Genomic DNA, 14,529 nt, shown 5'->3' with positions numbered 1-14,529 from the left:
CGCCGGAGGGGCTCCATACAGCCCCTCCGGCGATTGAGGAGATTTTTCTAGCTTCGGGCGATCTCCGCGAACACCGCCCCCGTCAGCTCCGCCAGATCCGTCGCCGCCAGCTCGACCTCCAGGCCCCGGCGCCCAGCCGAGACACAGATCGTGACGTGCGCCCGCGCCGACGCGTCCAGCACCGTGCGCAGCCGCTTGCGCTGGCCGAGCGGGGAGATGCCGCCCCGGACATACCCCGTCGTGCGTTCCGCCGCCGCCGGGTCCGCCATCGCCGCCCGCTTCCCGCCGACCGCGGAGGCCAGGGCCTTGAGGTCCAGGGAGCCGGCCACCGGGACCACCGCGACCGTCAGTGCGCCGTCCACGTCCGCCACCAGGGTCTTGAAGACCCGGTCGGGGGAGACGCCCAGGGCCTCGGCCGCCTCCTCGCCGTAGGACGCGCTCGCCGGGTCGTGGTCGTAGGCGTGGACCGTGAACGCGGTGCCCGCCGCGGTCAGGGCGACCGTGGCGGGGGTGCCGCCCGGATGGTTCTTCTTCAGTTTCTTCGCCAACGGGGGCCGGTCCTCGTCAGTTGGGGTGGGTGGGGGCCCGCGTCAGGTCCGTCGCCGGCAGCGAGGGCAGATGCCGGATGACCGCCGTCTCCTTGCGCAGCAGCGTCAGCTCCTCGCGCAGCCGGGTCGCCGTGTCCGGGGCCTGGAGCAGGCGCTGCTTGGTGGGGATGTCCAGGACCGTGGCCGCCGCGACCAGGTACGAGATCACCGACGGGTCGTCGGGGAGCTCCGCGCCGGTCGCCAGCGAGCGTTCGCTCGCTCCGGCCAGCCGCTTCTGGTACGAGCGGAAGGCCCGCAGCACGCCCTCCGCCAGGGCCCCGGCCTCATCGGCCTCGTCCCCGGCGGGCGGCTCCTCGGCCAGGTCCTCGACCTCGGCGGTCAGATACGGGCCGTCCGCCTCGACGGACAGCAGCCTGACCCGGGTGGTGCCGGTGGCCAGGACCTCGAAGCCGCCGTCGGCGCGCTCACGGATCGTCGCCGCGTCGGCGACGCAGCCGACCCGGTGGAAGGTCTGGATCGGATCGGGGCCGAAGCCGTCCGCCGGGGCGCGCTCGGTGGGCGGGGCCGCCGCCACGGTGTCCGGCATGCCGGTGGCCGTCGGGGCGATCTCGCGGCCGTCGCGGATCGCGACCACGACGAAGCGGCGAGGTTCGTCCTCGTCGCTCTTCAGCAGCTCCCGCATCATGGCGCGATATCGCTCTTCGAAGACGTTGAGCGGCAGCACCAGGCCGGGGAACAGCACCGCGTTGAGCGGGAAAAGGGGAAGGCGGGCGGTGGTCACAACGCTCAAGCGTAATGGCCCCGGGGGCGGCCGTGACCGGCCCGGTCGCGCAGCGGGGTCAGGGAGGCCACCTGGAGGCGTGCGCCGTCCCGTGCGTCCAGGAACCGGCCGAGCGCGTCCTCGGACACCGACGACCACGGGAACGACGTCGCGTGCAGGCCGATCAGGTTGAACTGGTGCAGCGCCTCCGCCCAGCGGCCCCGGGCGAGCAGGACGTACGCGAGGAGATTGCGGACCTCGGCCGGCCACGGGTCACCGGGCCGGTAGGCGGCGGAGAGCTTGATCGCCAGGTCGGCCGCCGTGTCGATCCGCTCCTCCAGCACGGAGGTGGTCCGGCCCGCCGCCTGGGTGTCCAGGAGCAGCGCGAAGGCCGCCCGGACCGGCAGGGCCTGCACCAGGGAGTCGGGCAGCGCGTCCTCGGCGGCCTGCTCGGCGAAGTCGAAGCACTCGCGGTGCGAGCCGTACCAGGCGGCCGACAGGTAGCGCAGCGCCGCCACATGGCAGCCGTAGTGGTGCGCGGAGCGCCGTACGGCCTGCTCCCACAGCGACTCGAAGGCGGTGTGCGTGGCGTGGGTGCCGCGCGCGTGGTCCAGGGCGAGCCGCCACGGCACCGGGTCGCGCGGGTCAGCGTCGGCGGCCGCGGTGATCATCGGGCCCACCTCGCGGAGCCGCTCCGCGCGGGCGGGCGACTCCCAGGCGCGGCGGACCGACAGCTCCGCCTTGACCAGCAGCGCGTCCGGATCGCGGGGGGCGGCGGCCAGCCAGTCGACGAGCCAGCCGTCCCGGCCGCGGGCGAAGGCGACGAGCCGGCCGAGGTAGCGGTCCCGGTTCTCCCAGTCGGCGGAGTCCCGGGTGGTGGCGAGCAGCTTGGCGGCCGGTTCGTAGTCGCCCAGGGCAGCGGCGACCAGCGCGGGAGAGAGCCGCTCGTCGGGGGCGTCGAGCAGCACCGCGTCATCCGCGGACAGTCCGGCGGACAGCGGAGGGCTGTGCCGGATCATGCGCGCGGTACTGAGCAGGGCGCGAAGGAAAGCCATGGTGCAGACCATTGAAAAGCGCTGGTGAGGGCCGCGCCAGAGGCGTGCTGTGAAGCTTCTGTGCCGAGTGAATGGGTTGTATCGAGCCCGGTCAAGAAAGGGCAAAGGAATGGCCCGCTGTTGGCTTGATTGCATCCACCCCCGGTGCTCATCCGCCCCGGTGGTCACAGGGTGCCCGGCGGCCGGACACTCGGCCCAGGCCACCGGGAACCCTACGCTCAGGGCCCTCGGACCAGTCCCCGCACGGCCTTCCTCACGCCTCCCCGGTCAGCCCCTGCGCAGCATCCGGGACGCCCCCGCCGCCACCGTGGTGGCCAGAACCCACCCCACCAGCACCAGGCCGGCCGCGGCCCACTGCCAGGCGTCCTCCATCCGCCAGTAACCGTCCTGCCCGAGGTTGATCACCGGGATCAGCAGATCCAGCGCGTACAGCGCGGGATTCCACTGCGGATGCTCCTCGCCCTTGATCGAGGGCGGCGCGTGCTGCGCGAACGCCGCCGTGCCCGCCGCCCACAGCACCGCCATCCACACCGCGGCCCGCCCCGGCCGGTAGCCGTACGCCACCGTCCAGTCCTGGAGATACCCCCAGGCCTTCGCCGCGGCCGGCAGCGTCTCGCGGCGGCGGCGCTGCTTGGCGAGCAGCACCTCGCGCGCGTCCGCGTCCTCCCCGCAGCTGCGCATCACCGTGGCGAGGCGCTCGTACGGCTCGGGGACGTACTCCGGGGTCGCGGCCTGCACCCACTCCAGCCGCCGGGAGAGCGGGAAGTGGCCGTAGGGGACGAGGTTCTCGTAGACGAAACCGCCCATCGCCAGCCCCCCGGGGCCCGGCCAGCTCGTCGACAGGTCGATCAGGGTCACCACCTTCGCGCCGTTCAGCACGACCCGCCCCTCCTCCGGGCGCTCCGCGTTGAACCGCAGCTCCGGCGTCACGATCCGGCGCAACGACAGCTCCTCCTGCCGGGTCATGGTGAACCGGGCCTTGTGCAGGTCCACCGCGTCCCCGAACCGCCCGTCGTCCAGCCGCACCCCGCCCCGGCACTCGAAGATCTGCGAGCGGGTGCCGCGCGCCGGGGTCGGGGCGTAGACCACGCCGTACGGGGGAGTGGTGCCCTGGTTCCCGGTGTCGACGCTCACCCACGCCTCGGTCATGTAGAGCGTGCGCTCCACCGTCAGCTGCGGGGCGTTCAGCGCCCGCCGGTCCTCCGCCGCGCGCAGCCTGCTGCCGCGCAGGCTCAGTGAACCGCCCACCTTCGTCCCGCGCAGACTCAGCTCGCCCAGCGTCTCGATCATCTCGGCCTGGAGGTCCTGCGCGACCGCCATGCCGTCCCCGACGACGGCCCGCCCGTGCCGGTCCGGGCCCACACTGAGCTGGTTGATCAGCAGATCCGTGCCGATCTGGGCGTCCGTCAGCCGGATCCCCCGGTCGATCCGGCAGCGCGGCAGATGCAGATCGCCCTCGGTCTGCAGGCGCGCGGCCTCCAACCGGGGCAGCGCGCAGCCCACCAGCCGCAGCGTCGTGAAGTGGCACTCCGGGAGCACCACCTCCTGCTCGAAACGGCAGCCGGTCAGCTCCACGTACGGAGAGACCCGGCCGCCCGCCAGATCCAGCTTCCCGGTGATCCGCACCCCCCGGAGCTTCAGCGCCGCCACCCGGCCGGGCCGGGCGGGCGGACCGTCCAGCAGCAGCCGCGCCACCGTGCGCGCGCCGACGCTCCGCTCGGGCCCCCACGCCTGCGGGGCGAACGGGTCGTTGCGGGTCGTGTCGTAGCTGCGTAAGTCGTAGGTGGTCCCGTTGCGGAAGGACTGCCACATGCCCAGCTCCGCTGCGCTGAGGCCGTCCGGGATGTCGCCTTCGTGCGGCTCGGTCACGGCCGCTCCCTCCGTGCACACATGCTTCATGCTTGTCGTGCTGTTGCGCCCTCGTCGTGCGCACATGCTGTACTGCTGCCGTCGTGCCCTAGGGGGTGTCCGGCCCTGATCCGCCGGACACCCCCTTGTGGGCTCACCTGCTGTAGAACCGTTATGCCCTTGTGTGACGCCGTGAAAGCCAGCGGTCAGCAGTGACAGCCGGACATGGCCGAGACACGTATCAGCCAGTGGTGCGGACGACCGGTATCAGCCAGTGATACGGGCGACCGGCCGCTCCGGGCGGTCTGAGAGAATTGCCGTGTGATCTCTCGAATCGACCTGCGCGGCGCCGCCCTCCCCGAGGGTGGAGCCCTGCGCGACCTGCTGCCCCGTGCCGAGTTCGACGTGGAAGCCGCCCTGGAGACGGTGCGGCCCATCTGCGAGGACGTACGCCATCGTGGGTCCGCGGCAGTGATCGACTGGGGAGAGAAGCTCGACGGTGTCCGGATCGAGTCGGTCCGGGTGCCCGGTGAGGTCCTGACGCGGGCGCTGGAAGAGCTGGACCCTGCCGTCCGGGCAGCACTGGAGGAGTCGATCCGCCGCGCCCGCCTCGTCCACCGCGAGCAGCGCCGCACCACCCACACCACTCAGGTCGTCCCCGGCGGCACCGTCACCGAGAAGTGGGTGCCCGTCGAGCGCGTCGGGCTCTACGTCCCCGGCGGCCGTGCGGTCTACCCCTCCTCCGTCGTGATGAACGTCGTCCCGGCCCAGGAGGCCGGCGTCGAGGGCATCGCCGTCTCCTCCCCGCCGCAGAAGGACTTCGGCGGGCTGCCGCACCCCACGATCCTGGCCGCCTGCGCCCTGCTCGGCGTCGACGAGGTGTACGCCGCCGGCGGCTCCCAGGCCGTCGCGATGTTCGCGTACGGCACCGAGGACTGCCCCCCGGTCAACCTGGTCACCGGCCCCGGCAACATCTATGTCGCCGCTGCCAAGCGCCTCCTCAAGGGCCGCATCGGCATCGACGCCGAGGCCGGGCCCACCGAGATCGCGATCCTCGCCGACGCCACCGCCGATCCGGTGCACGTCGCCGCCGACCTGATCAGCCAGGCCGAGCACGACCCGATGGCCGCCGCCGTCCTGGTCACCGACTCCGAGGAGCTGGCAGCCGCCACCGAGGCGGAGCTGGTCCCGCAGGTCGCCGCCACCAAGCACATCGCCGACCGCATCGAGCCCGCGCTCGCCGGCCGCCAGTCCGCGGTCGTGCTCGTCTCGTCGATCGAGGACGGCCTCAAGGTCGTCGACGCGTACGGGGCCGAGCACCTGGAGATCCAGACCGCCGACGCCGCCGCCGTCGCCGACCGCGTCCGCAACGCCGGAGCGATCTTCGTCGGCCCATGGGCCCCCGTCTCGCTCGGCGACTACTGCGCCGGCTCCAACCACGTCCTGCCCACCGGCGGCTGCGCCTGCCACTCCTCGGGCCTCTCCGTGCAGTCCTTCCTGCGCGGCATCCACATCGTCGACTACACCCGCGACGCGCTCGCCGAGGTCACCCACCATGTCGTGACCCTCGCCGAGGCGGAGGACCTCCCCGCCCACGGCGCAGCCCTCAAGGCACGGTTCGGCTGGAAGGTCCCGCAGCAGTGACGTACGACAGCACCACCCCCCGTAACCCCTGGGACGAGCTCCCCATCCGCGACGAACTGCGCGGCCAGTCCCCGTACGGCGCGCCCCAGCTCGACGTCCCCGTACGCCTCAACACCAACGAGAATCCGTATCCGCTGCCCGAGGCTCTGGTCGAGCGGATCGCCGAGCGGGTCCGTGAGGCCGCCCGCGGACTCAACCGCTACCCCGACCGGGACGCCGTCGAGCTCCGCACCGAGCTGGCCCGCTACCTGTCGCGGACTGCCGGACACACGGTGACCGCGTCCCACGTCTGGGCCGCCAACGGCTCCAACGAGGTCCTCCAGCAGCTGCTCCAGACCTTCGGCGGGCCCGGCCGCACCGCGATCGGCTTCGAACCCTCGTACTCGATGCACGCCCTGATCTCCCGGTCCACCGGCACCGACTGGATCTCCGGGCCGCGCAACGAGGACTTCACCATCGACGTGGACGCCGCCCGCGCCGCCATCGCCGAGCACCGCCCCGAGGTCGTCTTCATCACCTCGCCCAACAACCCCACCGGCACCGCCGTCGAGGCCGACACCGTCCTCGCCCTGTACGACGCCGCCCAGGCCGCCGGGCCCTCGATCGTCGTCGTCGACGAGGCGTACGGCGAGTTCAGCCACCGCCCCTCGCTGCTCCCGCTGATCGAGGGCCGCCGCAACCTGATCGTCTCCCGGACCATGTCCAAGGCGTTCGGCGCGGCCGGGCTGCGCCTCGGCTACCTCGCCGCCGACCCGGCCGTGGTCGACGCCGTCCAGCTGGTCCGGCTGCCGTACCACCTCTCCTCCGTCACCCAGGCCACCGCGCTCGCCGCCCTGGAGCACACCGATACGCTGCTGGGGTACGTCGCGCAGCTCAAGAGCGAGCGCGACCGGCTGGTGGCCGAGCTGCGTGCCACCGGCTACGAGGTCACCGACTCGGACGCCAACTTCGTCCAGTTCGGCCGCTTCGACGACAGTCACGCCGTCTGGCAGCGGATCCTCGACAAGGGCGTCCTGGTCCGGGACAACGGCGTACCGGGCTGGCTGCGGGTCACCGCGGGCACCCCGGCAGAGAACGACGCGTTCCTCGATGCGGTACGCGAACTCAAGAAGGAGCACGACGCATGAGCCCCCGCGTAGGCCGCGTGGAACGCACCACGAAGGAAACGTCCGTGCTCGTCGAGATCAACCTCGACGGCACCGGAAAGGTCGATGTCGCCACCGGAGTCGGCTTCTACGACCACATGCTCGACCAGCTCGGCCGCCACGGCCTCTTCGACCTCACGGTCAAGACCGAGGGCGACCTGCACATCGACAGCCACCACACCATCGAGGACACCGCCCTCGCGCTCGGCGCGGCCTTCAAGCAGGCCCTCGGCGACAAGGTCGGCATCTACCGCTTCGGCAACTGCACCGTCCCGCTGGACGAGTCGCTCGCCCAGGTCACCGTCGACCTCTCCGGCCGCCCGTACCTCGTGCACACCGAGCCTGAGAAGATGGCGCCGATGATCGGTGAGTACGACACGACGATGACCCGGCACATCCTGGAGTCCTTCGTCGCCCAGGCGCAGATCGCCCTGCACGTCCACGTGCCGTACGGGCGCAACGCCCACCACATCGTCGAGTGCCAGTTCAAGGCGCTCGCCCGCGCCCTGCGCTACGCCTCCGAGCACGACCCGCGCGCCGCCGGCATCCTGCCCTCCACGAAGGGCGCCCTGTGACCGGCCTCAACACCATCCTGATCGTCGTCGGCCTCTTCCTGGCCGGCGGCGTCTACTCCTTCGCCAAGCAGGGGATGCCCAAGGGCGTCATCGTGCTGCTGTCGATCGGCTCCGTGATGTGCCTGGTGGCGGGCATCCTGCGGATCCAGGGACTGTGGGACTGAGGAGCACGCTGTGACTGACCGAACTACTGGCAAGAAGGTCGTCGTCTTCGACTACGGCTTCGGCAACGTCCGTTCCGCCGAGCGCGCCCTCGCCCACGTCGGGGCGGACGTCGAGATCACCCGCGACTTCGACCGCGCGATGAACGCTGACGGGCTCCTCGTCCCCGGCGTCGGCGCGTTCTCCGCCTGCATGGAGGGGCTGAAGCGGGCCCGCGGCGACTGGATCGTCGGCCGCAGGCTCTCCGGCGGCCGCCCGGTCATGGGCATCTGCGTCGGGATGCAGATCCTCTTCGAGCGCGGGATCGAGCACGGCGTGGAGACCGAGGGCCTGGACGAATGGCCCGGTACGGTCGGCCCCCTGAAGGCCGACGTCGTCCCGCACATGGGCTGGAACACCGTCGACGCCCCCGAGGACTCCCGGCTCTTCGCGGGCCTGGGCCCCGAGGCCCGGTACTACTTCGTGCACTCCTACGCGGCGCACGACTGGTCCCTCGAAGTCACCAACGCCAAGATCCGTGCCCCCAAGGTCACCTGGGCCACGCACGGCGAACGGTTCGTGGCCGCCGTGGAGAACGGCGCGCTGTGGGCCACCCAGTTCCACCCCGAGAAGTCCGGCGATGCCGGCGCCCAGCTGCTGACCAACTGGATCGAGACGCTGTAATGCCGAAGCTTGAACTGCTCCCCGCCGTCGACGTCCGCGACGGCCAGGCCGTCCGCCTCGTCCACGGCGAGTCCGGCTCCGAGACCTCCTACGGCTCCCCGCTGGAGGCCGCCCTCGCCTGGCAGAGCGCCGGCGCCGAGTGGCTGCACCTCGTCGACCTGGACGCCGCCTTCGGCACCGGCGACAACCGCGACCTGATCGCCGAGGTCGCCGGGGCCATGGACATCAAGGTCGAGCTGTCCGGCGGCATCCGCGACGACGCCTCGCTGGAGGCCGCCCTCGCCACCGGCTGCCGCCGCGTCAACCTCGGCACCGCCGCCCTGGAGACCCCCGAGTGGGTCGCCAAGGTCATCGCCGAGCACGGCGACAAGATCGCCGTCGGCCTCGACGTCCGGGGCACCACCCTGCGCGGCCGTGGCTGGACCCGCGACGGCGGCGACCTCTACGAGACGCTCGCCCGCCTCGACGCCGAGGGCTGCGCGCGTTACGTCGTCACGGACATCGCCAAGGACGGCACCCTGGAAGGCCCCAACCTGGGCCTGCTGCGCGATGTCTGCGCGGTCACCGACCGCCCGGTCGTCGCCTCCGGCGGAGTCTCGTCCCTGGACGACCTCCGCGCCATCTCCCTCCTCGTCCCCGAAGGCGTCGAGGGCGCGATCGTCGGCAAGGCGCTGTACGCGAAGGAGTTCACGCTGGAAGAGGCGCTCAAGGCGGTAGCCGCATGACGGAGCCCACCGCCTCGGCCTCCGTCCGCCGGATCTCCACCGGCGCCCCCTGGGAGGAGAAGTTCGGCTACTCGCGCGCCGTCGAACTGCCCAACGGGCTCGTCCTGGTCGCCGGCTGCACCTCTGTCATCAACGGCCAGATCTCCGCGGGCTCCCCGTACGAGCAGGCGATCACCTCCTTCGACGTCGCGTTCGCGGCGCTGGAGCAGGTGGGGCTGGGCCGCGAGGACGTCGTCCGCACCCGGATGTACCTCACCCACGCCCGGGACGTGGACGAGGTCGGCCGCGCCCACAAGGAGCTGTTCGACGCCGTACGCCCCGCCGCCTCCATGATCATCGTGTCCGGTTTCGTGGACCCGAGCCTGGTCGTCGAGGTCGAGATCGAGGCCTACCGGGGAGGCGCGAAGTGACGCTCGCCGTACGCGTCATCCCCTGCCTGGACGTCGACAACGGCCGGGTCGTCAAGGGCGTCAACTTCCAGAACTTGCGCGACGCGGGCGACCCCGTCGAGTTGGCCAAGCTGTACGACGCCGAGGGCGCCGACGAGCTGACCTTCCTCGACATCACCGCCTCCAGCGGCGACCGCGAGACGACGTACGACGTGGTCCGCCGTACCGCCGAGCAGGTCTTCATTCCGCTCACCGTCGGCGGCGGCGTCCGCACCCCCGACGACGTGGACAAGCTGCTGCGCGCCGGGGCGGACAAGGTCGGCGTCAACACCGCCGCCATCGCCCGCCCCGACCTCATCCGCGAGATCGCCGAACGCTTCGGCCGCCAGGTCCTGGTGCTCTCGGTCGACGCCCGCCGCACCCCGGAGGGCACCTTCGAGGTCACCACGCACGGCGGCCGCAAGGGCACCGGCATCGACGCGGTCGAGTGGGCCCACCGGGCCGCCGAGCTGGGCGCGGGCGAGATCCTGCTCAACTCGATGGACGCGGACGGCACGAAGGACGGCTACGACACGGAGATGATCGAGGCGGTACGGGGGCACGTCACCGTCCCCGTCATCGCCTCAGGCGGCGCGGGCCGGCTCGCCGACTTCGCCCCGGCGATCGAGGCGGGGGCGGACGCGGTGCTCGCCGCGTCGGTGTTCCACTTCGGCGACCTGCGGATCTCCGAGGTCAAGGGCGCGCTGCGGGAGGCGGGGCACCCGGTCCGCTGAGGCCTTCGACCCCTTTCGGCGGTATCACCGGTCCGCGAAGACCGGTGATACCGCCGATGCGTGTGCACGGGACGCACCGTGAGAGTGGCGAGCGCCGACGAACGACGACGGCAGCCACGCGGTGCACCCCGACAGCCCCCGGACGACGGGCTCGTGGGCCTTCGCGTGGTGTGGTTTCCCACCGCCACCACCGAGAGGATCCCCCGTGCAGCAGCACCTCCTCGCACGCCGACAGGCCCCACGCCCGAGCCGCTCCCGTACGTTCACGGGCCTGCTGGCCTCCGCCGCGGCCACGGCCGGCCTCCTGCTGACCGCCCTGGCACCCGGCGCGCAGGCCGTCGCCGACAACCCCTACGAGCGCGGCCCGGCCCCCACCAACGCCTCCATCGAGGCGAGTCGGGGCTCGTACGCCACCTCGCAGACCTCCGTCTCCTCGCTCGCCGTGAGCGGATTCGGCGGCGGCACCATCTACTACCCGACGTCCACCGCCGACGGCACGTTCGGCGCGGTCGTCATCTCGCCCGGCTTCACCGCCTACCAGTCCTCCATCGCCTGGCTCGGCCCGCGCCTGGCCTCGCAGGGCTTCGTGGTCTTCACCATCGACACCAACACCACCCTGGACCAGCCCGACAGCCGGGGCCGCCAGCTCCTGTCCGCGCTGGACTACCTGACCCAGCGCAGCTCGGTACGGACCCGGGTCGACGCCTCCCGGCTCGGTGTGATGGGCCACTCGATGGGCGGCGGGGGCTCGCTGGAGGCCGCCAAGAGCCGTACGTCGTTGAAGGCGGCGATCCCGCTGACCGGCTGGAACACCGACAGGACCTGGCCCGAACTGCGCACGCCCACCCTGGTGGTCGGCGCGGACGGCGACACGGTCGCCCCGGTCGCCACGCACTCCGAGCCGTTCTACCAGTCGCTGCCCGGCTCCCTGGACAAGGCGTACCTGGAGCTGCGCGGCGCCTCGCACTTCACGCCGAACACCTCCAACACGACGATCGCGAAGTACAGCATTTCCTGGCTGAAGCGATTCATCGACAATGACACCCGCTATGAGCAGTTCCTCTGCCCGCTGCCGCGGCCGAGCCTGACCATCGCGGAGTACCGGGGCAACTGCCCGCACACCGCGTAATCCCGGCACTCCGGGCCCTGGCGCACTGTGCTCCGGCACAGCGCGGCAGGGCTCCGGATGGGAGCGCGCACCTGACCGGGCCGTCGCCGGGCGGGACGTGGACGGGGCGCTTCCTCCCTCGCCGAGGCGACCGTACCGTGCCGGTGTGACCCCATCGACGACCGTGCGCAGTCCGCTCCGGCTGTACGGCCGGGACGATGAACTCGCCACCCTGGAAGGCCTGTTGGACTCGTTGCGGCGGGGCGACGGAGGTGCGCTGGTGCTGGCCGCGCCGCCCGGTCTCGGCCGTACGGCGCTGCTGCGCGCGGCCGGCGAGGCGCACCGGGGCCGGGGTCCCGTGCTGTACGCCACGGCCGCCCCCGCCGAACGTGCCGTGCCCTACAGCGGGCTGGGCGCCCTGCTCGGCCCGGCCCCGGCCCCGGCCACCGCACTGTCCGCCTCCCCGCCCTCCGCCTCCCCGACCCCCGGCATCACGCCCGACGCCCTGGTCGGGCGGCTGCGGGAACTCGCCGCCGGGCGGCCCCTGCTGGTCTGCGCCGACGACGCGCACGCCTGGGACCGGGCCTCCCGGGCCGCCCTCGCCTTCGCGGCCCGCAGGCTGGGGGCGGGCAGCGGGATCGCCGCCCTCCTCTCGGCCGCCGACGGCACCGCCTTCGCCGGACTGCCCACCCTCCACCTGGGGCCGCTGGACGAGGGGGCGGCCTCGGCGCTCCTGGACCGGCTGACCCGCGGTACGGAGGGGCTCGACCCGGTCGTGCGCGCCGAGCTCCTCCGCGAGGCGGCCGGAAACCCCCGCCTGCTCGCCGGACTCACCGGCCGCCTCACCCCGGACCAGCTCGCCGGCCGCACCCCGCTGCCCTTGCCCCTGCCCGGCAGCGAAGCGGTGCTGGCCGCCCACGCCGAACGCCTCGACGGCCTCCCGGACCGGGCTCGCACCCTGGTCCTGCTCGCCGCGGCGGCCCAGGAGCACGAGCCGGACGGCGCCGGCGCGGACGCCCTGCTCCTGCTGCGTGCGGGCACCCGCGCCGGACTGCCCCGGGCCTTCCTGGACCGGGCCCTGTTCGACGGGACCGGCACGGACGGCCTGCTCCAACGAGCAGGCAGCCGGGTCCACTTCGCCCACCGCCTGGTCGCCCGCGCCGTACTCCACCTCGCCCCCTGGACCCACCGCCGCACGGCCCACGAACTGCTCGCCACCCTGCTGACGGAGTCCGGCGACCGTGTGCTCCGGGGGGCCTCGGACGGGTTGGGGGCCTCGGGTGGGTTGGCTGCGTCGGAGGCGCCGGAGGTCTTGGCCGGGCCGGGCGTTGCGGAGGTTCCGGCTGGGCCGGAGGCCTGGGGCGTGCCGGGCCCGGACGCACCGGAGGCTCGGGACGCTCCGGGCGCCTCGGGTGCATCGCCCGCGCCGGATGTCCCGGAGGCGCCGACCGCCTGGGGTGCTCCGGAGGCCCCGGGGGCCTCGGACGCCCCGGCGGCTTCGGCCGCCCGAACCGCGCGGCCCCCCACCGCACCTCCGCCCCTGGGCCCGGCCGTCCCGGCGCGGCCGCCTCTCCCGCTCGCCGCCCTCGTCCAGCGGGCCTGTGCCGCCCCCGGGCCGGACGCCGTGCTGGCCGCCCGGCTCGAAGCGGCCGCCACCGACCCCGCCTGCCCGCACGCCGAGCGCTCCGCCGCCCTCGCCCGTGCCGCCCTGCTCTCCACCGAACCGGCCCTGCGCGCGGCCCGGTTCGCCGCGGCGGCCGAGCAGGCGGGGCTGGCGGGCGACCCGTCCCTGGCCCGGGCCCTGCTGGCCAGGACCGGACCTCGTACCGCAGACCCGGACCCAGTCGCCGAGCCCGGCGTGGCGGGTCTGATGACCGGCCCCGGCGCGGCAGGTCCGGGCGCCGAGCCCGGTGCGGTAGGTCCGGATCCGGTCACCGAGCCCAGCGTGGCAGGCCCGGTCACTGAGCCCGGCGCGGTAGGTCCGGCCGCCGGGCCCAGCCGGTCGAGTCCGGGCACCGAGCCGGGTGCGGTGGGCCCGGTCACCGAGCCTGGCGTGACAGGGCCGGCCGCCGCGCCCCGTATGGCGGGTCCGGCCGCCGGCCCCGCGCCGGGGCTCGCCGTCTACGTCCACGGCATGCTCGCCCTGCGCTCCGGGCCCGTGGCCGATGCCCACGAAGCCCTGCTGGCCGCGGCGGGGCTCCTCGCGCCGGGCGATCCCCGCCGGGCCCTCGACGCCCTCCTCGGCGCGGCCGAGGCCGCTTGGGCGGCGGGCGACGCCCTCGGCTACCTCGACGCCATGAACCGGCTCGCCCCCACCCCGGTGGACGGGAACCTGGAGCACTACCGGGCCGGCATGTCCGCCGTGCTCGAAGGCCGCACGGCGGAGGGCCACGCCCTCCTGCGCCGCTGCCTCGGTCCCGCCGGAGACCCTGTCGGAGACCGCTCCGGAGATCCCGCCGAGGATCCCCGCGCACCTGCCGCGGATCCCGCCGGAGACCGCACCGCAGATTCCCCCGCGAACCTCGCCGAGGCCCTCCGCGCACGGGCCGCGGATCTCGCCGACGCCCCCGCCAAGGTCCCCCGCGCACCTGCCGCGGACCCCGCCGACGCCCCCCGCGCACCTGCTGCGGGCTCCGCCGAGGCTCCCCGCGCACGGGCCACAGGCCTCGCCGACACCCCCGCAGGGCACCCCCGCGCCCCCGCCACCCTGCTCCGGGCCGGCGTCGCGGCCCTGGTTCTCGGGGACGTCGTCGCCGCCTGCCGTGCGGGTGCCCGCGCGCTCGCCGTCGTACGGACCAGGGGGCCCGACGCGCTGCTGCCCCAGGCGCTCGAACACCTCGCCTACGCCGAACTGCGGGCCGGGCGGCACGCCGGGGCGCGGGCGCACGCCCTGGAAGGGCTGCACGCCGCCCGGCGTACCGGGCAGCCCAACAGCTCCGCCCATCTGCACGCCGTGCTCGCCCTCGCCGCCTCCGTGGAGGGGCCCGCCGAGGCGTGCGCCGCGCACGCGGACGCCGCGCTGGCCGGGGCGGGCCCGCACGGGCTGGCCCAGGCCGCGACCCTCGCCACCTGGGCGCGGGCCCGCGCGGACCTGGCCGCCGGGCGGCCCGGCGAGGCCGCCGCCCGGCTGGCCC

14 protein-coding genes are annotated in these 14,529 nt (G+C 73.8%); 10 read left to right on the top strand and 4 right to left on the bottom strand.

Annotated features, from left to right (window positions below; genetic code table 11):
* Positions 1-47: 47 nt before the first annotated feature.
* The 4 genes from ybaK to ACFWM7_RS25605 form a co-directional block, all read right to left on the bottom strand.
* On the bottom strand, positions 48-548 hold the full coding sequence (gene ybaK, locus ACFWM7_RS25620) for a Cys-tRNA(Pro) deacylase (RefSeq protein WP_383264465.1): 501 nt from the start codon (positions 546-548) through the stop codon (positions 48-50).
* 16 nt (positions 549-564) lie between these two features.
* The gene (locus ACFWM7_RS25615) at positions 565-1,329 is read right to left on the bottom strand and encodes an LON peptidase substrate-binding domain-containing protein (RefSeq protein WP_383264462.1); all 765 of its coding nucleotides are present in this window, start codon (positions 1,327-1,329) and stop codon (positions 565-567) included.
* Positions 1,330-1,334: 5 nt separating this feature from the next.
* A complete protein-coding gene (locus tag ACFWM7_RS25610; RefSeq protein ID WP_383264459.1) occupies positions 1,335-2,375 on the bottom strand; it encodes a hypothetical protein in 1,041 nt (346 codons plus the stop codon).
* 255 nt (positions 2,376-2,630) lie between these two features.
* Positions 2,631-4,232 (bottom strand): oxidoreductase, encoded by a 1,602-nt coding sequence (locus tag ACFWM7_RS25605; protein ID WP_383264456.1) that lies wholly within the window; start codon positions 4,230-4,232, stop codon positions 2,631-2,633.
* Between the two features lie 300 nt (positions 4,233-4,532).
* Here ACFWM7_RS25605 and hisD point away from each other — a divergent pair, with 300 nt between their 5' ends.
* The 10 genes from hisD to ACFWM7_RS25555 form a co-directional block, all read left to right on the top strand.
* Positions 4,533-5,855: a histidinol dehydrogenase gene (hisD, locus tag ACFWM7_RS25600; RefSeq protein ID WP_383264453.1), complete on the top strand. Its 1,323-nt coding sequence runs from the start codon at positions 4,533-4,535 to the stop codon at positions 5,853-5,855.
* The gene (locus ACFWM7_RS25595) at positions 5,852-6,982 is read left to right on the top strand and encodes a histidinol-phosphate transaminase (protein WP_383264450.1); all 1,131 of its coding nucleotides are present in this window, start codon (positions 5,852-5,854) and stop codon (positions 6,980-6,982) included. Before hisD ends, ACFWM7_RS25595 begins: the two co-directional genes overlap by 4 nt.
* On the top strand, positions 6,979-7,575 hold the full coding sequence (gene hisB, locus ACFWM7_RS25590; RefSeq protein WP_015607963.1) for an imidazoleglycerol-phosphate dehydratase HisB: 597 nt from the start codon (positions 6,979-6,981) through the stop codon (positions 7,573-7,575). The genes ACFWM7_RS25595 and hisB overlap by 4 nt, the downstream gene beginning before the upstream one ends.
* Positions 7,572-7,739 (top strand): hypothetical protein, encoded by a 168-nt coding sequence (locus ACFWM7_RS25585; RefSeq protein ID WP_003969742.1) that lies wholly within the window; start codon positions 7,572-7,574, stop codon positions 7,737-7,739. The genes hisB and ACFWM7_RS25585 overlap by 4 nt, the downstream gene beginning before the upstream one ends.
* Before the next feature lie 10 nt (positions 7,740-7,749).
* Positions 7,750-8,400, top strand: a complete 651-nt coding sequence (gene hisH / locus ACFWM7_RS25580) for an imidazole glycerol phosphate synthase subunit HisH (RefSeq protein ID WP_383264446.1) — start codon at positions 7,750-7,752, stop codon at positions 8,398-8,400.
* A complete protein-coding gene (priA, locus tag ACFWM7_RS25575; protein WP_383264443.1) occupies positions 8,400-9,125 on the top strand; it encodes a bifunctional 1-(5-phosphoribosyl)-5-((5-phosphoribosylamino)methylideneamino)imidazole-4-carboxamide isomerase/phosphoribosylanthranilate isomerase PriA in 726 nt (241 codons plus the stop codon). Before hisH ends, priA begins: the two co-directional genes overlap by 1 nt.
* Positions 9,122-9,535: a RidA family protein gene (locus ACFWM7_RS25570; RefSeq protein WP_383264440.1), complete on the top strand. Its 414-nt coding sequence runs from the start codon at positions 9,122-9,124 to the stop codon at positions 9,533-9,535. Before priA ends, ACFWM7_RS25570 begins: the two co-directional genes overlap by 4 nt.
* A complete protein-coding gene (gene hisF / locus ACFWM7_RS25565) occupies positions 9,532-10,287 on the top strand; it encodes an imidazole glycerol phosphate synthase subunit HisF (RefSeq protein ID WP_383264437.1) in 756 nt (251 codons plus the stop codon). Before ACFWM7_RS25570 ends, hisF begins: the two co-directional genes overlap by 4 nt.
* 205 nt (positions 10,288-10,492) lie before the next feature.
* Positions 10,493-11,416, top strand: coding sequence for an alpha/beta hydrolase (locus ACFWM7_RS25560; RefSeq protein WP_383264434.1), 924 nt, complete (start codon positions 10,493-10,495; stop codon positions 11,414-11,416).
* 145 nt (positions 11,417-11,561) lie between these two features.
* Positions 11,562-14,529: AAA family ATPase (locus tag ACFWM7_RS25555; RefSeq protein ID WP_383264431.1), on the top strand; the 2,968-nt coding region annotated here is incomplete at its 3' end.

Origin of the sequence: Streptomyces sp. NPDC058375, from assembly GCF_042723425.1 — a bacterium.
Taxonomy (GTDB): Bacteria; Actinomycetota; Actinomycetes; order Streptomycetales; family Streptomycetaceae; genus Streptomyces; species Streptomyces durocortorensis.
The sequence above is the reverse complement of the archived record's forward strand: the minus strand, read 5'-3'. Positions and strand labels throughout refer to the sequence as shown.